The organism is Streptomyces sp. NPDC025793, from assembly GCF_055558375.1.
In genome coordinates this window covers 57,121-78,642 of the sequence record NZ_JBVHMR010000021.1, presented here as the reverse complement: position 1 = coordinate 78,642, position 21,522 = coordinate 57,121, and the positions used below count along the sequence as shown (strand labels likewise).

Here is a 21,522-nt window from a genome sequence, read left to right as displayed (position 1 = left end):
CTTCACCTACCGCATGTCATCAGCTGCAGCCGCTGGTCGAGCCGCAGCCCTCGCAGATGTAGCAGGAGCCGGCCCGCTGCATCTTCGTGCCGCAGGAGAAGCAGAGCGGGGCGTCGGCCTGGATGCCCAGCTGCATCTCCACCAGCTCGGCGCTGGTGTGCGCCTGCTTCGGGGCGGGCTTGGCCGCCTCGACCTCGGCACGCGGCGCGGCCACGGCCTTCAGCTCCTGGGCGCGCGGCGCCGACTGGGCCAGGCCCTCGACGTCGACCTCGTCGTCTTCGATGGACTGCTCGTAGGAACCGGTCTCCAGGTGCCGCTGGCGCTCCTCGGCGGAGTGGATGCCGAGCGCGGAGCGGGTCTCGAAGGGCAGGAAGTCCAGCGCCAGGCGGCGGAAGATGTAGTCGACGATCGACTGCGCCATCCGCACGTCGGGGTCGTCGGTCATGCCGGCCGGCTCGAAGCGCATGTTGGTGAACTTCGAGACGTACGTCTCCAGCGGCACGCCGTACTGGAGGCCGACGGAAACCGCGATGGAGAACGCGTCCATCATGCCCGCGAGGGTCGAGCCCTGCTTCGACATCTTCAGGAAGACCTCGCCGAGACCGTCGTCCGGGTAGGAGTTGGCGGTCATGTAGCCCTCGGCGCCGCCGACGGTGAAGGACGTGGTGATGCCGGGACGGCCCTTCGGGAGGCGCTTGCGGACCGGGCGGTACTCGACCACCTTCTCGACCGCGGTACGGATCGTGTCCTCGGTCTTCTCGGCGATCTCCGCCTTCTCGGCGTCCTTGTCGTCCTTCTTCTTGGCGGAGAGCGGCTGGCCGACCTTGCAGTTGTCGCGGTAGATCGCGAGCGCCTTGACGCCCAGCTTCCAGGCCTCGTAGTAGATCTCCTCGACCTCCTCGACGGTCGCCGTCTCCGGCATGTTCACCGTCTTGGAGATGGCGCCGGAGATCCACGGCTGGATCGCGGCCATCATGCGGACGTGGCCCATCGGGGAGATGGCGCGCTCGCCCATGGCGCAGTCGAAGACCTCGTAGTGCGTCTGCTTCAGACCGGGGGCGTCGATCACGTTGCCGTTCTCGGCGATGTGGGCGACGATCGCCTCGATCTGCTCCTCCTGGTAGCCCAGGCGGCGCAGGGCCTGCGGGACAGTGCCGTTGACGATCTGCATCGAGCCGCCGCCGACGAGCTTCTTGAACTTGACCAGGGCGAGGTCGGGCTCGACGCCGGTGGTGTCGCAGGACATCGCGAGACCGATGGTGCCGGTCGGGGCGAGCACGGACGCCTGGGAGTTGCGGAAACCGTTCTTCTCGCCAAGACGCACCACGTCCTGCCACGCCTCCGTGGCCGCGGCCCACACCGGGGTGTCCAGGTCGTCCATGCGGACGGCCTTGGTGTTGGCGTCGGCGTGCTGCGCCATGACGCGCTTGTGGGCGTCGGCGTTGCGGGCGTAGCCGTCGTACGCGCCGACGACCGCGGCCAGTTCGGCGGAGCGGCGGTAGGCCGTACCCGTCATCAGCGAGGTGATCGCGCCGGCCAGGGCGCGGCCGCCGTCGGAGTCGTAGGCGTGGCCGGTGGCCATCAGCAGGGCGCCGAGGTTGGCGTAGCCGATGCCCAGCTGGCGGAACGCGCGGGTGTTCTCGCCGATCTTCTGGGTCGGGAAGTCCGCGAAGCAGATCGAGATGTCCATCGCGGTGATGACCAGCTCGACGACCTTGGCGAAGCGCTCGACGTCGAAGGACTGCTCGCCCTTGCCGTCGTCCTTCAGGAACTTCATCAGGTTCAGCGAGGCGAGGTTGCAGGACGTGTTGTCCAGGTGCATGTACTCGCTGCACGGGTTCGACGCGGTGATCCGGCCGGACTCGGGGCAGGTGTGCCAGGTGTTGATGGTGTCGTCGTACTGGATGCCGGGGTCGGCGCAGGCCCAGGCAGCCTCGGCGATCTTGCGGAAGAGCGCCTTGGCGTCGACCTCCTCGATGACCTCGCCGGTCATGCGGGCGCGCAGGCCGAAGTTCCCGCCGTCCTCGACCGCCTTCATGAACTCGTCGTTCACACGGACCGAGTTGTTGGCGTTCTGGTACTGGACGGAGGCGATGTCGTCGCCACCCAGGTCCATGTCGAAGCCCGCGTCGCGCAGGACGCGGATCTTCTCCTCTTCCTTGACCTTGGTCTCGATGAAGTCCTCGATGTCGGGGTGGTCGACGTCGAGCACGACCATCTTCGCGGCGCGGCGGGTGGCGCCACCGGACTTGATGGTGCCGGCGGAGGCGTCGGCGCCGCGCATGAAGGAGACCGGGCCGGAGGCGTTGCCGCCGGAGGAGAGCAGCTCCTTGGAGGAGCGGATACGGGAGAGGTTCAGGCCGGCGCCGGAGCCGCCCTTGAAGATCATGCCCTCTTCCTTGTACCAGTCGAGGATCGACTCCATGGAGTCGTCGACGGACAGGATGAAGCAGGCGGAGACCTGCTGGGGCTGCGGGGTGCCCACGTTGAACCAGACGGGGCTGTTGAAGCTGAAGATCTGGTGCAGGAGGGCGTACGCCAGCTCGTGCTCGAAGATCTCGGCGTCGGCGGGCGAGGCGAAGTACTTGTGGTCCTCGCCGGCCTTCCGGTACGTCTTCACGATGCGGTCGATCAGCTGCTTCAGGCTGACCTCGCGCTGCGGGGTGCCCACGGCACCGCGGAAGTACTTGCTGGTGACGATGTTGACCGCGTTCACCGACCAGAAGTCGGGGAACTCGACGCCACGCTGCTCGAAGTTGACCGAGCCGTCGCGCCAGTTGGTCATGACGACGTCACGGCTCACCCACTCGACCTCGTCGTACGGGTGTACTCCGGGGGTGCTGTGGATGCGCTCGATGTGCAGTCCCTTGGTTCCCGCCTTGCCGCCCTTGGCTCGGGAACCTCGCGCCGGACCGCTCGCCGTCTCTGTCATGCCGCCTCCCTGTACGGGCAAAAACGCCCTGAAGTGCCCCGTTTGTTCCCGTGGCACGGTGTTCTGTCTTGTGTTGCGGGCACCCTCAGCTGCCACCCGCAACAGGTCTTGGATCGCCGCCTCCCGGCCGGAATCCGGGTCTCCTCCCGGTTCCCGGCCCGCCGGTCAGTCGGCGGCGCGGGCGGGCTCGGGGACCTGAGTGGTCCCGCCGGGCCCGCGATCGTCCTCCTGGCTCCCCGCTCCCGCGTCGCCGTCGCCCGCGGCGGGGCCTCGCGTCGCCTCCCTCAGCTCCGCGATGGCGGCCTCGAAGTCCTCGAGCGAGTCGAACGCCCGGTAGACGGAGGCGAATCGCAGATAGGCGACGAGGTCGAGCTCCTGCAACGGGCCGAGTATGGCCAGCCCCACGTCGTGGGTGGTCAGCTCGGCGCTTCCGGTGGCCCGCACCGCTTCCTCGACCCGTTGGCCGAGCTGGGCGAGCGCGTCCTCGGTGACAGGCCGTCCCTGGCATGCCTTGCGCACACCGTTGATGACCTTGGTACGACTGAAAGGCTCGGTGACTCCGGATCGCTTGACCACCATGAGCGAGCACGTCTCCACGGTCGTGAAACGACGGGAGCAGTCGGGGCACTGGCGGCGCCTGCGGATCGACGTGCCGTCGTCGGTCGTACGACTGTCGACCACACGGCTGTCGGGGTGCCTGCAGAAGGGGCAGTGCATGATCTCCAACCCTCCTCACAGCAGACTCAACAACCTCGCCGAACCCCATGGGCCCCGCGAAGCAGCCCTAAGCATAGGCGATCGCAGAGCCGTCTCGGTCCCGGGGGACCACAACTTGTGGGCTGCTGTAGCCATCCAACCACTAGATGTGGGGATCAGCCCATTCATCGAGGCAGAGACGCGTGTCGCGACGGAACGGCCGGTCACACCGGCATCGGCGGCACGCCCGGGGACACGCGCACGCGCAACCGCACCCGTCGCGGCACTTACGGAGATACCGTGGGCGCCGCACGGAGGACGCGTGGGACTCCGGAGCAGAAGGAGCCCGGAACCCGGGCGGCCGGGTTCCGGATGGCAGACTGAGGACACGATCCACGAGGTCGGCGACCCCGGCGGTGAAGAGTACAACAATGGGCGCTTTTGCCCGACAGGTAGCGCGTCAGCGATACACCCAGACACATGATCACGTCACGCGAATCGCACTTTTTCACTCGAACGTGTGTTTGGCGCAACCTTTCGAAAGCAACTACCGTTGTCCAGCAGGGAGACCATCGAGAGGGGCCGCCGTGACCACCACCGCAGACAGCGCCATCATCACCGCCCAGGACCGCTCCCAGGGCCGAGTCGAGCCAGTACACGCCATGAACGAAGCCACGAATCCCGAGCACAAGCGCTCCTTGCCTGGCCGACCTCCAGGAATCCGGGCGGACAGTTCCGGGCTCACGGATCGGCAACGCCGCGTGATCGAAGTCATCCGGGATTCCGTGCAGCGCCGCGGCTATCCGCCGTCGATGCGCGAGATCGGTCAGGCCGTCGGTCTCTCCAGCACCTCGTCCGTCGCACATCAGCTGATGGCGCTCGAGCGCAAGGGCTTCCTGCGCCGCGACCCCCACCGCCCCCGCGCGTACGAGGTCCGCGGCTCCGACCAGGCCATGACGGTGCAGCCCACGGACACCGCCGGCAAGCCCGCCGCGTCGTACGTCCCGCTGGTCGGCCGTATCGCCGCCGGTGGGCCCATCCTCGCGGAGGAGTCCGTCGAGGACGTCTTCCCGCTCCCCCGCCAGCTCGTCGGTGACGGTGAGCTGTTCGTTCTCAAGGTCGTCGGCGACTCCATGATCGAGGCCGCGATCTGTGACGGCGACTGGGTCACGGTGCGCCGTCAGCCCGTCGCCGAGAACGGCGACATCGTGGCGGCCATGCTTGAGGGCGAGGCCACCGTCAAGCGCTTCAAGCGCGAGGACGGCCACGTCTGGCTCCTCCCGCACAACGCGGCCTACGAGCCGATCCCCGGCGACGACGCGACCATCCTGGGCAAGGTCGTCGCGGTGCTGCGACGCGTGTGACGTCTGCGGCGGACAGGCCTCTCGGCCGGTTCGCTCCCTGACCGGGCCCCGGAACCCCTGCGCCGGTTCCGGGGCCCTGCTGTGTCCGCGCGCTCCGGGGTGGCTCCGGCGCCTCGGGATCGCGGGGGTAGCCAGACCGGCGCCGGTCTGGCTACCCCCGCGATCCACTCCCGCCTCTTACGGCTCCTACGACGTTCCGGCTCTTACGACGCCTCGGCCGACTCCATCTGCGCCGCCTCGGTCCGGTTCGCCACCGCGTCGATCGCCGCGAGGGACTTGCGCACCTGGTTCCGGTCCGTGGTGTACCAGAAGTCCGGCAGTGACGCCTTGAGATAGCCGCCGTAGCGCGCGGTGGCCAATCGCTGGTCGAGTACGGCGACCACGCCGCGGTCTCCCGACGCGCGGACGAGCCGGCCCGCTCCCTGGGCCATGAGCAGGGCCGCATGGGTGGCGGCCACCGCCATGAAGCCGTTGCCGCCCGCGTCCTCGACCGCCTTCTGCCGGGCGCTCATCAGCGGGTCGTCAGGGCGCGGGAACGGGATCTTGTCCATGACGACCAGCTGACAACTGGGGCCCGGGACATCGACGCCCTGCCAGAGCGACAGCGTGCCGAACAGGCATGTCTTCGGGTCGGCCGCGAAGTTCTTGATCAGCTCGCCGAGGGTCTCCTCGCCCTGGAGCAGAATCGGGAACTCCGGAATCCGCGAGCGCAGCTCCTCGGCGGCGAGCTGGGCGGCCCGCATGGACGAGAACAGACCCAAGGTGCGGCCACCGGCCGCCTGGATGAGTTCCGTCAGCTCGTCGAGCATGTCGGAGCGCTCGCCGTCGCGCGCCGGGCGCGACAGATGTTTGGCGACGTAGAGGATGCCCTGCTTGGGGTAGTCGAAGGGGGAGCCGACGTCGACGCCCTTCCACTTCGGCAGGTCCTCGCCCTGCGTGCCCTCGGGGCCGAGGCCCAGGGAGGCGCCGACCCCGTTGAAGTCCCCGCCCAGCTTGAGGGTCGCGGAGGTGAGGACGACGGAGCGGTCCGTGAAGAGCTTCTCCCGGAGCAGGCCCGAGACGGACATGGGGGCGATCCGCAGCGATGCCCCGAAGCGGTCGTGCCGCTCGTACCAGACGACGTCCCACTCCGAGCCGTTCAGCACGCGCTCCGCCACGTCGTGCACCGTCTCCACCGAGGCCAGCGCCTGCTTGCGGACCGCGTCCTCGTCCTGGACCGACTTGTCGCGCGTCGCGCCGATCGCGGAGATGACCGTGCGGGCGGCGTCCCGCAGCGCCATCAGGGCGTAGCCGAGGTCCTCCGGGATCTCCTCCAGACGGCCCGGCAGGGCCAGCTCCATCAGCCGCTCGAAACCCTCCGCGGCGGTCTGGAGCTGGTCGGCGGCCTTCTCGTTGACGAGCTTGGCGGCGCGGCGCACCGCGCGGTTGACCTGGCCGGCGGTGAGCTCGCCCGTTGCGACGCCGGTGACGCGGGAGACGAGCTCATGGGCCTCGTCCACGATCAACACCTCGTGCTGGGGCAGCACCGGGGCGCCCTCGATGGCGTCGATGGCGAGCAGGGCGTGGTTCGTGACCACGACCTCGGCGAGCTTGGCGCGCTCACGGGCCATCTCCGCGAAGCACTCGGCGCCGTAGGCGCACTTCGTCGCACCCAGGCACTCCCGGGACGACACCGACACCTGCGCCCAGGCGCGGTCCGAGACACCCGGGGTGAGATCGTCCCGGTCGCCGCTCTCGGTCTCGTCCGCCCAGTCGCGCAGCCGCAGCAGGTCCTGGCCCAGCTTGCTCGTGGGCGCGGCGGCCTCGAACTGGTCGAAGAGACCCTCCTCCTCGTCCTGCGGCATGCCCTCGCGCAGCCGGTGCAGGCACAGGTAGTTCGACCGGCCCTTCAGCATCGCGAACTCCGGGCGGCGGCGCAGCAGCGGGTGCAGGGCGTCGACCGTGCGCGGCAGGTCGCGCTCCACGAGCTGCCGCTGAAGCGCGAGCGTGGCCGTCGCGACGACAACCCGATCCCCGTGCGCGAGCGCGGGCACGAGATAGCCCAGCGACTTTCCGGTGCCAGTGCCGGCCTGGACCAGCAAGTGGGATCCGTCGTCGATCGCCTCGGCGACCGATTCGGCCATGGTCACCTGGCCGGGGCGCTCCGTGCCGCCGACGGCGGTGACAGCGGCATGCAGGAGTTCGGGGAGGGAGGGCTTCGTCATAGCCCGACCACCCTACGGCCCGGCACTGACAAACGGGCGATCACAGCGGGATCGGGGGACGGGGGCACGGCGGGGCTCCTGGGTGCGGTAGGGCAGCGATCAGACACGGATTGCGGGAAGCCTCGACCTGACGGGGCGCCTCGGCCCGACGGGGTTCCTCGGCCTGGCGGGACGCCTCGGCCTGACGAGGTTCCTCGCTCCACCGAGGCTCCTCGGTTCTGCGAGGCTCCTCGGCGCCTCGTGTTCCTCGGCCTTCCCGGGCTTCACGGCTATCTCGAAAATTCTCCGGTCGAGCGGGAACCCCGTCGGCCCGAACAGACGTTCCATCTGTGACCGCGCAATCACTCAGCGCTACAGAACATCACGCAGGACCCGGTCCCGGATCATGAGGGCGGCCCGCTTGCCGGGCAGGTCGACCTCGGCCGCGAACCGGAAGCCCGCGCTCAGGAACGCTGCGACGGAGGGGGCGTTATGAAGATCGGGTTCCGCTACGACGCGGGCGCACGCCGGGCGCCGGTCGAGGACGAGGTCCGCCACGGCCCGCAGCAGCGTGGAGCCCAACCCCCTCCCCCGATCCGCGGCCCCACCCACGAGGAGATGGATCCCGGTGTCGTGCGGACGGGCCGGGTAGTGGCGGGCCAGTGGATCCAGGTCCGCCCGATAGATCTCCCAGTAGCTCATCGCCGTGCCGTCCAGCAGACCGAGACAGGGCACGCTCCGTCCGTCGCCGTCGAGCTGGGCCCGCAGGTGCTCCTCGGTCCGGCTCCGGGGCCCGGCCAGCTCCCAGAACCGGGCGATGTCGGGGTCGTTCATCCAGCGGTGCACGAGCGGCAGGTCGTCCTCGACACGGACGGGCACGAGACGGAAGGAGCCGACGGGGGTGACGACCGGCCCCCACGTGGGGAGTTGGTCGAGGAGATAGGCCGCCCCTCCGACGAAGCGGGCGAGGAAGTCGGCGGGCAGATGGAGGTCCAGCGTGTCCTCGCCGTCCTCGTCGTCGGCCTGGATGGTGAACCCGGCGAACGGTGCGTCCCGGCTGCCCGCGCCGTTCGCTCGGGGGCCGTCGGGGCCCCGATGGACGGAGGCTCCCCGATGGACCGGGCCGGGGCTGCTGCCGGCGTTCGCGTCGGTGGGAGGCACGGTGCGCTCCTCTCAGGAGACGAGGTGGGTCATGTTCCTCGGAAGTGCGGTCGGGCGGTGCGGCGTGCTCGGGTTCGGCGGGTCGGGTCGGCTCAGGAATGAAGGGGGTTGGTGAGGGTGACGTAGACGGACTGGGTGTCGACCGGGCCGACGAGTTCGTCCAGGCCGTGCAGCCGGGTCAGCAGGTTGGCCTTGCAGCGCAGGACGGATGAGTCGAGCAAGCGGCGGGGCAGGGAGGTACGCAGGGCGGCGGGCCCCGAGGCGAGGTCGGTGAGGAAACGGCGGAAGGCCGCGAGGAGCAGGCGCTCGTCGGCGAGGCGCTGGGAGCCGAACGCCCCGATCAGACCCAGCACGTTGTTGACGGCGAGGTAATAGACGAAGCGTTCGTCGATGACCTCGTCGGAGACGAAGGTGTCGCTGCGCCTGCCGATACCGGGCATCCGGGCTTCCAGTTCGGCCCGCCGGGACTCGCGGAAGTAGTAGCCCTGGTTGTCGCGGTAGCGGCCGCCGGCCGGCCAGCCGTCGCCGTCGAGCAGGAGCACGGTGTTCTGCTGGTGGGCCTCAAGGGCGATGCCGGCCTCGCCGTCCAGCCAGAGCACGGGCCGCACGACCTGCTCCAGGTACCGGAGGAACCACTCCGTGGCGACGGCTCCGGCAGGGCGGCCGGTGCGCGCGGCGAGCCATGCCACGAGCCGGGCCAGCCGGGACCGCATCGGTCTGGCGGTGCCCGGCGCCGGGTCGGTGGCGCCGGGCTCGGTGACGGGGCGGGGCGAGACGAGTCCGGCGACGCAGCCGACGTCGTCGGCCGGGGCGAACGGGTTGTGCCGGATCATCACGTCGAGTCCGGGCACGGGACGTCCGTCCGGATCGTCAATGCCCAGCCAGGCCGGGTCTCGGACGATGTCGAAGCGGGGGTGGACCGCCTGCCACTGCCGGGCCAGGCCGGTGCGCAGCAGCCGGTGCACCTCGACTCCGCGGTGGAGTTCCTTGCGCAGGTTCTCGCGGCGGGAGTTGGTGATGCGCAGGCCCAGCGACAGCTTGAGCATCGCGGGGGCGCCGGTTCGATGGACGGTACGCACGGAGGAGGTGGGGTGCCAGGAAGCGCCGAAGGGGCCGAGGTCGCGCAGGAGTCCGGAGTCCAGCAGGGCGGCGACGGGCGCGCGGTGGCGCACCTCGCGAGCCTGCCACGGGTGCATCGGCAGGGCGATGTACCCGTCGGGCAGGGGGAGTTCGGGTCCGGCGAGACGGCGGGTGAGGCGGCCGGCGGAGACGGGGCGGCCGCGCTCGGTCCAGGCCGAGTCTGCTGCGAGGAGAGAGGGGGCGACGGCCATCCAGTGCAGCGGGAAGGAGCCGTGCAACTCCGGTGAGTACAGCCGGACTTCGGCCTCTGTCAGGCCTTCGCGGCTCTTGGGGGTCGGGTGCAGGGGATGGCCGAGGAGAAGGGCCTGCTCGGCGTCGAGGAAGCGGTCGGGGACCTCGGCGGGGTGCTCCCGCCGGTCTCGGATGAAGGTCGCGGTGCGGCGCAGGGAGTCCGCGACTCTGGCCACGAGGTCGCTGTCGTCGCCCCGGCGGTCCGCGGAAGCGGGGGCGCCGGGCGCCGAGCCCGGGGCGGCGGACCCCGAGGCCGATCCACCCGTCCTGGTGGGCGGGTCGCCGGGTGTCGCGAACGGGGTGGTGGGTGTCTCCCGGGTGAGCAGCGCGGCCAGGGTGACGGCGTCGACGGGAGGGGCGGACTCGGGTGCGTGGAGGAATCGGGGCGGGCCGAAACGGTGCCAGCCCGTCGGGGACCAGTAGCGGACCGGTACGAGAAGGGAGGCGCCGCTGGCGGGGAGTGGAAGGCGAAGGGTGCCGCCGGTGGGCGCCGCGAGGTCGGTCTCGCGTACCCAGCAGCGCAGGAGGTTCTCCGTGGCGGCGCACTGGGCCGCGGTGCGCGGGTCGGGATCCTCCAGCAGGTCGGCGCCGGGTTCTGTCACGCGGGTGAGATCCGCGATGCGCCGCTTCTGCTGCGGGACCGACTCGGCGAGCGGGACGGGCGAGGGCGTGGCGCCGGAGTCGCCCTGGTCGTCGGGAGAGCCGGAGCTGCCGTCGGGAGTGGGGGTGGCGTTCATGACGGCTCCTCGGGGCCGGCTGGAGGGGTGCGGGGCTCGTGTGCGCGCTCGGTCGCCGTTCTCCGGTGGCCCGCGGCCGCCTCGGAGGCGCGTGGTCTCGTGACGCCGTGAACTCGCGGCGCTGGGAGGGGAGCGGCCGGGCGGTGCGGGTGCGGGGTCAGCCGACGCGCCGGGCGGGGCCTGGGGGCCGGCCGTGCCGGGAGGGTCTGCGGGGGCCGTACTCCTCGTGTCGGCGGGCCACCGCGGCGACGGCGTCGGCCAGGCGGTCCAGTACGGCCACCGCCTGCTCGTCACTGATCGTCAGCGGAGGCAGCAGCCGGACCACCGCCGAGTGCCGGCCGCCGAGTTCGACGATCAGTCCGCGCTGGAGGCACTCGCGTTGCACGGCCGCGGCGAGTGCGGGAGCCGCGGGATACGGGGTGCGGGCCGGTCCCGGGCCGACGGGCTCCGGACCTCCGGGCACGGGGGCTGGGTCGCCGGGGGCGGATCCGTGGCGTTCCTGCGCGGGACCGCAGCCGCCGGGCCCGGGAACGGGGCCGCCCGGCGGGGGAACGGGGCCCGGCGGCGCGGGAACGTGACCGCCCGGTGTGGGGGCGTCGGCGCCGGACACCCGGGCATCGCCGCTCGGCGTGAGGGCATGGCCGGTGTGCGCGGGGGCGGTGCCGTCCGGGTGGACCAGCTCGACCCCGATCATCAGTCCGCGTCCGCGCACCTCGCCGACGCAGGCGAACTGGCCGCGGAGTTCGGCGAGTTGGCTCAGCATGCGGGAGCCGAGGTCGGCGGCCCGCGCGGCGAGGCCGTTCTCGCGGACGTGGGCGAGGGTGGCGGTACCCGCGGCCATGGCGAGCTGGTTGCCGCGGAAGGTGCCCGCGTGGGCGCCGGGTTCCCAGACGTCGAGGTCGTCGCGGTAGACGATCACGGCCAGCGGGAGGCTGCCGCCGATGGCCTTGGACAGGACCATGACGTCGGGGGTGATGCCGCTGTGGCCGACGGCCCAGAAGGCGCCCGTGCGGCCGACGCCGGTCTGGATCTCGTCCACGATCAGCGGGACGGAGCGGTCCGCCGTGATCTGCCGCATGCGGCGCAGCCAGGCGTCCGGCGCGGGGATCACCCCGCCCTCGCCCTGGACGGGTTCGAGGATCATGCCGGCGGGCAGCGGTACGCCGGACTTGGGGTCGTCGAGGAGGGACTCGGTCCAGCGGGCGGCGAGTTCGGCGCCGGACGGGCCGCCGACGCCGAAGGGGCAGCGGTAGTCCTGCGGGTAGGGCAGGCGGGCGACCTGGACGTCGCGGGCGCCGCCGGAGGCGGCCAGGGCGCCGGCGGTCATGCCGTGATAGGCGCCGGCGAAGGCGAGGATGCCGGTACGGCCGGTGGCGGCCCGGACCAGTTTCAGCGCGGCCTCGACGGCGTCGGTGCCGGCCGGTCCGCAGAACTGCACGCGGGCCCGGTCGGCGAGGCCGGGCGGGAGGGTCCGGAACAGCTCGGTGATGAAGGCGTCCTTGACGGGGGTCGCCAGGTCGAGGACGGACAGGGGGGCACCGGAGTCGAGGACCTTGCGGATGGCCTCCAGCACGACCGGGTGGTTGTGGCCGAGGGCGAGGGTACCGGCGCCGGAGAGGCAGTCCAGGTAGCGGCGGCCGTCGGCGCCCTCGATGGTGAGCCCGCGCGCCCGGACGGGCACGATGGGCAGGGCCCGGGCATAGGTGCGCGCCGAGGACTCGCGTGCCGACTGGCGTTTGAGGATGCCCTCGTGCACACCACGCGCTTCCTCGTGCGCACCTGAAGCCATCGACTCCGTAACGGCCACGACTGGCTGTCCTCCCCGCTGTTCAGAGGCGAGTTGATCCGCGGGGACCGCACACGGGCAGCAGGCCCCCCACCGCTACAACCCCGGACCGGTCGGCGGGTTACGGGTTACGGGAAGAACATTGCCAAGTGAGCGGGGAACGAAGGGCGGTGCGGGAGGCGCGCGGGGTGAGCGGACGTCACATCGGTGCGCCCCTGTCGGACCAGCCAGGTCAGACGGCTGTGGCCGAACCGTTGCCGTTCCGTCGGAACTCCCCCACAGCGACCGCATAGTGTGGGTCGCCGTTCCAAGAACGTCGTGAGACCGGCATGAACTCCTCATGAGTTCGACGTCGGCGGCACGGCGACAGCGCCGAGTTCCTTCACCACACGGGGAGTCAAGAGCATGCGATCCATACGGCCGTCGTTCACCGTTCGGCAGGGAAGGGGTACCCGCCGTACCTCCACCTCGCTCGCGGCGGTCGCCCTCGTCTCGGCGCTGGCGATGACCGCCACCGCCTGCAACGGCGACGACAACGCCGACAGCAAGCCGAGCGCCTCCGCGGCCGCGGCCGGCGACGGCGCGATCAAGATCCCGGACGACCTGAAGCAGAAGCTCAAGGAGCACGGGATCGACATCGACAAGTGGAAGAACGGCGCCTGGAAGAACTGGGACAAGAAGGAGTGGCTGCGCGAGGCCAACGACTTCGTCAACCCGATCATCAAGGGCCTGTGGGACCCGAACCGGATGCGGCACGCCAACGACCCCAACAAGGGCGTGAACGACAACGACATCTCCGGTGACCAGGGCGTGACGGACCCGACCCCGCAGCCGGTGAAGGCACAGGCGGTGGCGACGCCGTACCACGTCAACGCGGCCACCTCGGGCAAGGTGTTCTTCGACTCCCCCGAGGGCCACATGGTGTGCTCGGGCACGGTCGTGGAGGACCCGGCGCACCCGGGCAAGTCCAACCTGGTCTGGACGGCGGGCCACTGTGTGCACGCCGGCAAGAACGGCGGCTGGTACCGCAACATGGCGTTCGTGCCGTCGTACAACAACTCCGGCAAGTCGGTCGACCAGCTGCAGAACGCCAGCCGGTCCGAGATCGCGCCGTACGGCGTCTGGTGGGCCGACGCGGCGCAGACCTCGCAGCAGTGGATCGACGGGGGCGGCGAGACCGGTGGCACCGGTGCCTCGTACGACTACGCGGTGATCCACGTGACGCCGGAGCAGGGCAGCGGCGCCAAGTCGCTGGAGGAGACGGTCGGCGGCGCCCTGCCGGTGAACTTCAACGCCCCGGCGGTGCCGAAGGTCAGCAGCATCACCGCGACGGGTTACCCGGAGGCGGCGCCGTTCGACGGTCAGCTGATGTACCAGTGCAAGGACAAGCCGGGCCGGCTGTCCATCAGCAAGCCGGACCCGACGATGTACCGGATCGGCTGCACGATGACCGCGGGCTCCTCCGGTGGTGGCTGGGTGGAGACCGGCACCGACGGCAAGCCGGCACTCGTGTCCAACACGTCGATCGGCCCGGTGACGTCGGGGTGGCTGGCCGGGCCGCGCTTCGGTCCGGTGGCCAAGGGCGTGTACGAGTCCGTCAGCAAGAAGTTCGCCGGGCAGTAGGCGACAGACCGTAGGGGAGGCAGTCCCCAGCGCCCCTGCAGGGGCGGAAAGGCCCGCCCCCTGAAGAGGGAGCGGGCCTTTCGCACAGCCGTCGGTCAGGCCGTCGGCACCGGTGCGTACGGCGCCAGGTCCGCAGCCAGTTCCTCGTGGACCCGGACCTTGATCAGGGTGCCCTCCGCGGTGTGTTCCTCGGAGATCACCTCGCCCTCGGTGTGGGCGCGGGCGACGAGCTTGCCGTGGGTGTACGGCACGAGCGCCTCGACCTCGACCGAGGGGCGGGGCAGCTCTTCGTCGATCAGGGCGAGCAGCTGCTCGATGCCCTGGCCGGTGCGGGCCGAGACGGCGATCGAGTGCTTCTCGGTGCGCAGCAGCCGCTGGAGGACCAGCGGGTCGGCCGCGTCCGCCTTGTTGATCACGACGATCTCGGGCACGTCGGTGGCGCCGACGTCCCGGATGACCTCGCGCACGGCGGCGAGCTGCTCCTCCGGTACCGGATGCGAGCCGTCCACCACGTGCAGGATCAGGTCGGAGTCGCCGACCTCCTCCATGGTGGAGCGGAACGCCTCGACCAGGTGGTGCGGCAGGTGGCGCACGAAACCGACCGTGTCCGCCAGGGTGTACAGGCGGCCGCTCGGGGTCTCCGCACGCCGGACGGTCGGGTCCAGGGTCGCGAACAGGGCGTTCTCGACCAGGACACCGGCGCCCGTGAGGCGGTTGAGCAGGGAGGACTTGCCGGCGTTGGTGTAGCCCGCGATGGCGACGGACGGCACCTTGTTGCGCCGGCGCTCCTGGCGCTTGATCTCGCGGCCGGTCTTCATCTCCGCGATCTCCCGGCGCATCTTCGCCATCTTCTCGCGGATCCGCCGCCGGTCCGTCTCGATCTTGGTCTCACCGGGACCACGCGTGGCGAGGCCGCCGCGACCGCCACCCATCTGCCGGGACAGCGACTGACCCCAGCCGCGCAGCCTCGGCAGCATGTACTGCATCTGTGCGAGCGCGACCTGCGCCTTGCCCTCCCGGGACTTGGCGTGCTGGGCGAAGATGTCCAGGATCAGGGCCGTACGGTCGATGACCTTGACCTTGACGACGTCCTCCAGCTGGATCAGCTGGCCGGGGCTCAGCTCACCGTCGCAGATGACCGTGTCCGCGCCCGTTTCGAGGACGATGTCGCGCAGCTCCAGGGCCTTGCCGGAGCCGATGTAGGTGGCCGCGTCGGGCTTGTCGCGGCGCTGGATGACGCCGTCGAGCACGAGCGCGCCCGCGGTCTCGGCGAGGGCCGCCAGCTCCGCGAGGGAGTTGTCGGCGTCCTGGGCGGTGCCGGTGGTCCACACCCCGACGAGCACGACCCGCTCCAGGCGGAGCTGGCGGTACTCGACCTCGGTGACGTCCTCCAGCTCGGTGGAGAGGCCGGCGACGCGCCGCAGGGCCGCGCGCTCGGAGCGGTCGAACTGGTCACCGTCCCGCTCGCCGTCGATCTCGTGGCTCCAGGCGACGTCCTCTTCCATCAGGGCATCGGCCCGAAGGCCCTCGGGGTAGTCGTGCGCGAGGCGCTTGGTGTCCTGGGAAGGGGAAGAAGAGGAGGTCATTGGATCCTTACGTCGATGGGGTTGGCCGGTGCGGCGTCGGTGCGGCGGCCGGACCTGCGGGGCCTCTCGTCGTGACAACGTACGAGCGCCCCGGGAGATTCCCGTCCCGCCTCGCGCCGACCCGAAGATGGTCGCACGAGGCGACACGTCTCGTCACCGTGTTATCGCGCGCTTCGCGATCCCCCGGCCCCGGCGGTCCTGGCCGGAGCCGACGGTTTCCCGGACTGAGCCGAGGGCTTCCCGGCGGCAGCCGAGGGCTTCTTGGCCGGTGCCTGCTGGTCCTTGGCGGGAGCCTGCTGCTTCCAGTCCGGATGGCCGGGCATCGGCGGGGTCTTCTTGCCGTACAGCCAGGCCTGGAAGAAGCCGCTCAGGTCACGGCCCGAGATCGTCGAGGCCAGCCGGACGAAGTCGGCGGTGGTGGCGCTGGAGTCCCGGTGCGTGCGCACCCAGACCCGCTCCAGCCGTTCGAAGGCGGGGCGGCCGATCTCCTGGCGCAGGGCGTAGAGCACGAGCGCGGCGCCGTCGTAGATGTTGGGCCGGAAGATGCTGATCTTCTGGCCGGGCGCGGGGGCCTTGGGGCGGGCGGGCGGGCCGCCGGACTCGCGCCAGCGGTCGGAGGCGCTGTACGCGGCCTTCATCCGCTTCTCCATCGGCTTGTGCGCGGTCTCGTCGGCGTAGAGCGCCTCGTACCAGGTGGCGTGTCCCTCGTTCAGCCACACGTCGGACCAGGTGCGCGGGCTGACGCTGTCGCCGAACCACTGGTGGGACAGCTCGTGCACCATGATCGACTCGATGTACCACTTGGGGTAGGCGGGGTCCGTGAACAGGTTCTTCTCGAAGAGCGAGAGGGTCTGTGTCTCCAGCTCGAACCCGGTGGAGGCCTGCGCCATCAGCACGCCGTAGGTCTCGAACGGGAACCGGCCGACCTTGCTCTCCATCCAGGCGATCTGGTCGGGTGTCTTCGCGAGCCAGGGTTCGAGGGCCTTGCGGTCGGCGGCGGGCACGACGTCGCGCATCGGCAGCCCGTCTGGTCCCTCGCGGCGGACGACGGCGGAGCGGCCGATGGACACCTGGGCGAGCTCGGTGGCCATGGGGTGCCGGGTGCGGTAGGTCCAGGTGGTCGTCTTTCCCGCCTTCTCGGCGCCCTCGGGCAGACCGTTGGCGACGACGGCATAGCCGTTCGGGGCGGTCACGTGGAAGGTGAACATCGCCTTGTCCGACGGGTGATCGTTGCACGGGAAGACCAGGTGGGCGGCGTCGGCCTGGTTCGCCATGGCGAGGCCGTCGACGGTGCGCACCCAGCCGCCGTCCTGGTCCTTGGCCGCCACGGGGTCGCTGGTGTGCCGCACCGTGATCCGGGTCCATCTGCCCCGGGGCAGAGGATGGTCCGGGGTGACGACCAGGTCCTCGCCCGCCTTGGCGAAGTCCGCGCGGTGCCCGTCGACCTCCACGGAGCGGACGGTGCCGTGAGCGAAGTCGAGGTTGAGGCGCTCCAGGTCGGCGGTGGTCCGGGCGTCGATGGTGGTGACGGCTTCGAGCGGCTTGTCGTTTCTGCCGGAGTAGGTGAAGGAGAGGTCGTACGACGTCACGTCGTAGCCCGGGTTGCCCAGGTACGGGAAGAGCCGGTCGCCGATGCCCAGCGGCTCGGGCGGGGCCGCGGCAGCCAGGAGGCAGACGGAGACGGCGGACGCGAGCAGGGCCGCCGTGCGGTGCCGGGAGCTCGGGGGCGTATGCCGGGAGCGGGGGGTGAGCAGCATGCACCACCGCTACCAGTGCGCCGCCGCCCCGCGACGACGACGCGCGCCCGGCCCACCCGAACGGGTTCCGCCCAGGTCGCTCTGACAGGTCCTTCCGACCGGGATCCGACGGCCTCGTGAGCGAGTGCGCCCGGTGCCGATCAGGTGGCCGGGCCCGGGTGTTGGGCGCGGGCCACGTCGTACACCCCCGGTACGTCCCGCATGGCGCGCATCAGGGCCGGGAGGCGGGCGGCGTCGGGGAGTTGGAGCGTGTAGGTGTGCCGGACCCGCTGCTGGGTGGGCGGTTCGACGGTCGCCGAGACGATGTCGGCGCCGGTCGAGGAGATCGCCTCGGTGAGGTCGGCCAGCAGATGCGGGCGGCCGAACGATTCAGCGACCAGCGTGACCCGGATCTCGGTCGTGTCGCCCCAGCGCACACCGATCTCCGTGCGCCCCCGGCTCTTCATCTGCGCCACCGTGGCGCATTCCAGACGGTGGACGGTCACCGCTCCCCCGCGTACGGCGAAGCCGGTGATCTCGTCGGGCGGTACGGGCGTGCAGCAGCCGGCGAGCCGTACGGTGGCTCCGGGCCGGTCGGAGAGGACGTCCGCGCTCCGGGGACGGGCAGCGCTCTCCCGGACCGCGCCCTCCGGCGTCGCGCTCTCGGCGATGGCCGTGCCGTCGGCCGGATCGGGGCGCGGTGCGGTCGCCTCGTCGGTTCCGGACCCGGTGCCGCCGTCGGGGTGCGCCGCGAGCCAGCGCTGGATGGCGATGCGGGCGGCCGGGGTGTGGGCGTGCTCCAGCCATTCGCGAGAGGGCTCGGAGGCCGGGTCCTGGCCCATGAGGAGCTGGACGGTGTCGCCGTCCTTCAGGACCGTACTGAGCGTGGCCAGGCGGCCGTTGACGCGGGCGCCGATGCAGGCGTGGGCGTCCTCGCCGTACTGCGCGTAGGCCGCGTCGACGCACGAGGCGCCCTCGGGCAGGCCGAGGGTGCCGCCGTCGGGGCGGAAGACGGTGATCTCGCGGTCCTGGGCGAGGTCTTCGCGCAGGGTGGACCAGAAGGTGTCGGGGTCGGGGGCGGCCCGCTGCCAGTCGAGGAGCCGGGAGAGCCAGCCGGGGCGGGTGGGGTCGGCGCGCTCGCCGTCGGCGGGCGCGTCGGAGGCCGCACTGTCGGAGATGGGGCTGTCGGAGGTGGGGGCGTCGGAGGTGGGGGCGTCGGCGGCCGGGGCGTAGGGATTGCCGAGCGCGACGACGCCGGCCTCGGCGACCTTGTGCATCTGGTGGGTGCGGATGAGGACTTCGACGACCTGGCCGTCGGGCCGGGCGACGGCGGTGTGCAGCGACTGGTACAGGTTGAACTTCGGTACGGCGATGAAGTCCTTGAACTCCGAGACGACAGGCGTCATACAGGTGTGCAGTTCGCCGAGGACGCCGTAACAGTCCGCGTCCTCGTGGACGAGCACGAGCAGCCGGCCGAAGTCGGCGCCGCGCAGCCGGCCGCGTTTGCGGGCCACGCGGTGGACGGAGACGAAGTGCCGGGGGCGGATGAGGACTTCGGCCTGGATGTCGGCCTCGCGCAGCACACCGCGGACCTCGTCGGCGACCTCGGCGAGCGGGTCGCCCCGGCGGGCGGCGTTCTCGGCGATGAGCTCGCGGGTGTGCTCGTACTCGTCGGGGTGGAGGATGGCGAAGACCAGGTCCTCCAGCTCGGTCTTCAGGGCCTGCACGCCGAGGCGTTCGGCGAGCGGGATGAGGACGTCGCGGGTGACCTTGGCGATCCGCGCCTGCTTCTCGGGGCGCATCACGCCGAGCGTGCGCATGTTGTGCAGCCGGTCGGCGAGTTTGATCGACATCACGCGCACGTCGCTGCCGGTGGCGACGAGCATCTTGCGGAAGGTCTCCGGCTCGGCGGCGGCTCCGTAGTCGACCTTCTCCAGTTTCGTGACGCCGTCGACCAGATAACGAACCTCCTCACCGAACTGTTCCCGCACCTGATCGAGGGTCACATCGGTGTCCTCGACGGTGTCGTGGAGCAGCGAGGCGGTCAACGTCGTGGTCTCGGCGCCGAGTTCGGCGAGGATCAGGGTCACGGCGAGGGGATGCGTGATGTACGGCTCGCCGCTCTTGCGCATCTGGCCGCGGTGCGAGGACTCCGCGAGGACGTAGGCGCGGCGCAGCGGGTCGAGGTCCGCGTCGGGGTGGTGGGCGCGGTACGCCTCCACGACATGGCTGATGGCGTCGGGCAGTTTGCCGCGGACGGCCGGGCCGAGCAGCGCGGCCCGGCCGAGCCTGCGCAGGTCGATCCGGGGCCGGGACTTCCTGCGGTCCGCCCGGGGCACCGCGGGGGTGGTGGCCGCCGCCGCTGTGGGCGCTACCGGGCCAGGGGTCGCAGGGTTCGTGGCCTCCGCACTCATGGGCACCTCCGGCTCGTGGACCGGCGGACGGGGCTCCAGGGCGCACGCGGCTCAGGGATGGCGACGTTCTCCCCCGTCCGTGCCGGTGCTTGATGCTACCGAGCCCACCACGTGCTCCTGACCGCCTCTCGCCGAGCGTGAAACGGATCACCCATTCGAGCGACGAGAAGGAGGTTTAGATTTTGCGCCACGCGCTCATGGCGCGCCCGCGGTTCACCCGAGGTCGCGCGCCTCTCCGGGCCCCGGAAACCGCTGTTCCCGGCGCCCGGAGCGGCTGCCGTCGTGGTGACGCCTGGTCAGCCGAGGGCGTTTTCCAGCCATTCGCCGTCGATCTCGCCCTCGGCGACGATCACGGCCGGTCCGGTCATCTCGATCTCGCCGTCGGGCCGCTCGGTGATGACCAGGCGCCCGCCGAGCACGTCCACCGTGTACGTCACCGGGGTGCCGGTGACGGCCGGGTCGACGCCGTCGCGCCGCGCGGTGGCCACGGCGACGGCACACGTGCCCGTGCCGCACGAGCGGGTCTCGCCGGAGCCGCGCTCGTGGACGCGCATGGCGACGTGGCGGGGGCCGCGGTCGACCACGAACTCGACGTTCACCCCGTCCGGGTAGGCCTGCGCCGGGCTGACCGGGGGCGCGTCGAGCAGCCGGCCCGCGTGCGTGAGGTCGTCGACGAAGGCGACCGCGTGCGGGTTGCCCATGTTTACGTTGCGCGCGGGCCAGCTGCGCTCGCCGACGGTCACGGTGACCTCGCCCTCGGGGAGGCGGGCCCGGCCCATACCCACGGTGACGTCCCCGTCCTTCGCCAGGTGGACGGAGCGCACGCCCGCGCGCGTGGCGATCGTGAAGTCGCCTTCGGCCACATGTCCGGCGTGCTGGAGATAGCGGGCGAACACACGGACGCCGTTGCCGCACATCTCGGCGACCGAGCCGTCGGCGTTGCGGTAGTCCATGAACCACTCGGCCTCGTCCGCCATCGCCTTCGCCTCCGGGTGCGCGGCGGACCGCACGACATGCAGCACCCCGTCGCCGCCGAGGCCCGCCCGGCGGTCGCACAGGGCGGCGACGGCGGCCGGGGGCAGGTCGAGGGCGTTCCCGGGGTCCGGGACGATCACGAAGTCGTTCTCGGTGCCGTGCCCCTTGAGGAAGGGGATGCGCGTGCTCATGCCTCGATCGTACGGGGTGGGTACGACATACCGCCCCGGAGCAGGGGCTAGCCGCGCAGGCGGGCGACGCGCCACACCGCGAGGACGGCCACCACGGCGACCAGCAGCATGTACGCGATGACGACCCGCCAGTCGACCCGGCGGCCGGAGCCGCGCGGGGGCAGGCCGGGCCAGGTGTAGCCCACGCGGCGGGCCGCCGTCGTGCCCCAGCCCGCGGCGCAGGAGCAGATCAGCAGGCCGAGCATCGCGATGACGGCGCCGCTGTCGCCGAAGTCGAAGGCGAGCGGGAAGGCGAACATCAGGGAGCCGACGGCGGACAGTCCCACGATGGGCGCGAGCTGCCAGATGCGCAGCCGGCGCTGCGGGCGCAGCTCGACCTCGACCTCGGGCCCGCTCGCGTACATCTCCTCGGGCGCCGGCCCGTCGGCGGTCACGCCGTCCGGGGACTCGTCGGGGCCGTCGTCGGACAGCGAGTCCCCGAGGAGGCGGTCCCCCACGGGCCGGTGATCGTCCGGCCGGTCGCCGGGCAGGTCACGGGTGAGGTGCTCGTCGGTCGGGCGGTCGCCGGCCGGCGGGTCGCCGGCCGGGTGATGCCCGGTCGGTCCGCACTCCGCGGCACGGGCCGCTCCGGCCGGGTCCGGTTCGTCACCGGCTGTGGTGACGTGCTCGGCACCTGGTGCGGTGTCGCGAGGGCCGGCCTCCATCGCCACGCGCCCTCCCAACTAGGCTCCACTTGGTCGATCGAAGCTCGATGATGGCACGGCGCC

13 protein-coding genes are annotated in these 21,522 nt (G+C 71.4%); 2 read left to right on the top strand and 11 right to left on the bottom strand.

Translation table 11 applies throughout. From position 1 onward, the window contains the following. Window positions 1–19: 19 nt before the first annotated feature. Together ACZ4MF_RS31975 and nrdR are read right to left on the bottom strand one after the other, a co-directional pair. Complete coding sequence (locus ACZ4MF_RS31975) at window positions 20–2,932, bottom strand: vitamin B12-dependent ribonucleotide reductase (protein WP_467495628.1); 2,913 nt, start codon at window positions 2,930–2,932, stop codon at window positions 20–22. 165 nt (window positions 2,933–3,097) lie between these two features. Beyond that, entirely contained in the window at window positions 3,098–3,649 is a 552-nt protein-coding gene (nrdR, locus tag ACZ4MF_RS31970) for a transcriptional regulator NrdR (RefSeq protein ID WP_467495627.1), read from the bottom strand. A 566-nt stretch (window positions 3,650–4,215) separates the two neighbouring features. On the opposite strand from nrdR, the gene lexA reads away from it, so the two are divergent. Next, window positions 4,216–4,992, top strand: coding sequence for a transcriptional repressor LexA (gene lexA / locus ACZ4MF_RS31965; RefSeq protein ID WP_356021373.1), 777 nt, complete (start codon window positions 4,216–4,218; stop codon window positions 4,990–4,992). Window positions 4,993–5,195: 203 nt separating this feature from the next. On the opposite strand, the gene ACZ4MF_RS31960 is transcribed toward lexA, so the two are convergent. The 4 genes from ACZ4MF_RS31960 to ACZ4MF_RS31945 all read right to left on the bottom strand — a co-directional run bounded on the left by ACZ4MF_RS31960 (window position 5,196) and on the right by ACZ4MF_RS31945 (window position 12,233). Next, window positions 5,196–7,196: an ATP-dependent DNA helicase gene (locus ACZ4MF_RS31960; RefSeq protein WP_467495625.1), complete on the bottom strand. Its 2,001-nt coding sequence runs from the start codon at window positions 7,194–7,196 to the stop codon at window positions 5,196–5,198. 351 nt (window positions 7,197–7,547) lie between these two features. Continuing rightward, window positions 7,548–8,336 carry a GNAT family N-acetyltransferase gene (locus tag ACZ4MF_RS31955; RefSeq protein ID WP_467495623.1) on the bottom strand — a complete coding sequence of 263 codons (789 nt, stop codon included), beginning with the start codon at window positions 8,334–8,336 and terminating at the stop codon, window positions 7,548–7,550. A 92-nt stretch (window positions 8,337–8,428) separates the two neighbouring features. Further along, the gene (locus ACZ4MF_RS31950) at window positions 8,429–10,444 is read right to left on the bottom strand and encodes an IucA/IucC family protein (protein WP_467495621.1); all 2,016 of its coding nucleotides are present in this window, start codon (window positions 10,442–10,444) and stop codon (window positions 8,429–8,431) included. A 157-nt stretch (window positions 10,445–10,601) separates the two neighbouring features. Continuing rightward, on the bottom strand, window positions 10,602–12,233 hold the full coding sequence (locus ACZ4MF_RS31945) for a diaminobutyrate--2-oxoglutarate transaminase family protein (protein WP_467495619.1): 1,632 nt from the start codon (window positions 12,231–12,233) through the stop codon (window positions 10,602–10,604). 402 nt (window positions 12,234–12,635) lie between these two features. Here ACZ4MF_RS31945 and ACZ4MF_RS31940 point away from each other — a divergent pair, with 402 nt between their 5' ends. Further along, window positions 12,636–13,853, top strand: coding sequence for a trypsin-like serine peptidase (locus ACZ4MF_RS31940; protein ID WP_467495617.1), 1,218 nt, complete (start codon window positions 12,636–12,638; stop codon window positions 13,851–13,853). Window positions 13,854–13,948: 95 nt separating this feature from the next. Here the strand turns inward: ACZ4MF_RS31940 and hflX are convergent, their stop codons facing one another. The 5 genes from hflX to ACZ4MF_RS31915 all read right to left on the bottom strand — a co-directional run bounded on the left by hflX (window position 13,949) and on the right by ACZ4MF_RS31915 (window position 21,459). Next, entirely contained in the window at window positions 13,949–15,439 is a 1,491-nt protein-coding gene (gene hflX / locus ACZ4MF_RS31935) for a GTPase HflX (protein WP_467495616.1), read from the bottom strand. Window positions 15,440–15,600: 161 nt separating this feature from the next. Beyond that, complete coding sequence (locus ACZ4MF_RS31930) at window positions 15,601–17,196, bottom strand: M1 family metallopeptidase (RefSeq protein WP_467495614.1); 1,596 nt, start codon at window positions 17,194–17,196, stop codon at window positions 15,601–15,603. Between the two features lie 140 nt (window positions 17,197–17,336). Further along, entirely contained in the window at window positions 17,337–19,589 is a 2,253-nt protein-coding gene (locus tag ACZ4MF_RS31925) for a RelA/SpoT family protein (protein WP_467495612.1), read from the bottom strand. Window positions 19,590–19,885: 296 nt separating this feature from the next. Further along, on the bottom strand, window positions 19,886–20,755 hold the full coding sequence (gene dapF / locus ACZ4MF_RS31920; protein ID WP_467495611.1) for a diaminopimelate epimerase: 870 nt from the start codon (window positions 20,753–20,755) through the stop codon (window positions 19,886–19,888). A gap of 47 nt (window positions 20,756–20,802) precedes the next feature. Beyond that, a complete protein-coding gene (locus tag ACZ4MF_RS31915) occupies window positions 20,803–21,459 on the bottom strand; it encodes a hypothetical protein (RefSeq protein ID WP_467495718.1) in 657 nt (218 codons plus the stop codon). Between the last annotated feature and the right edge of the window lie 63 nt (window positions 21,460–21,522).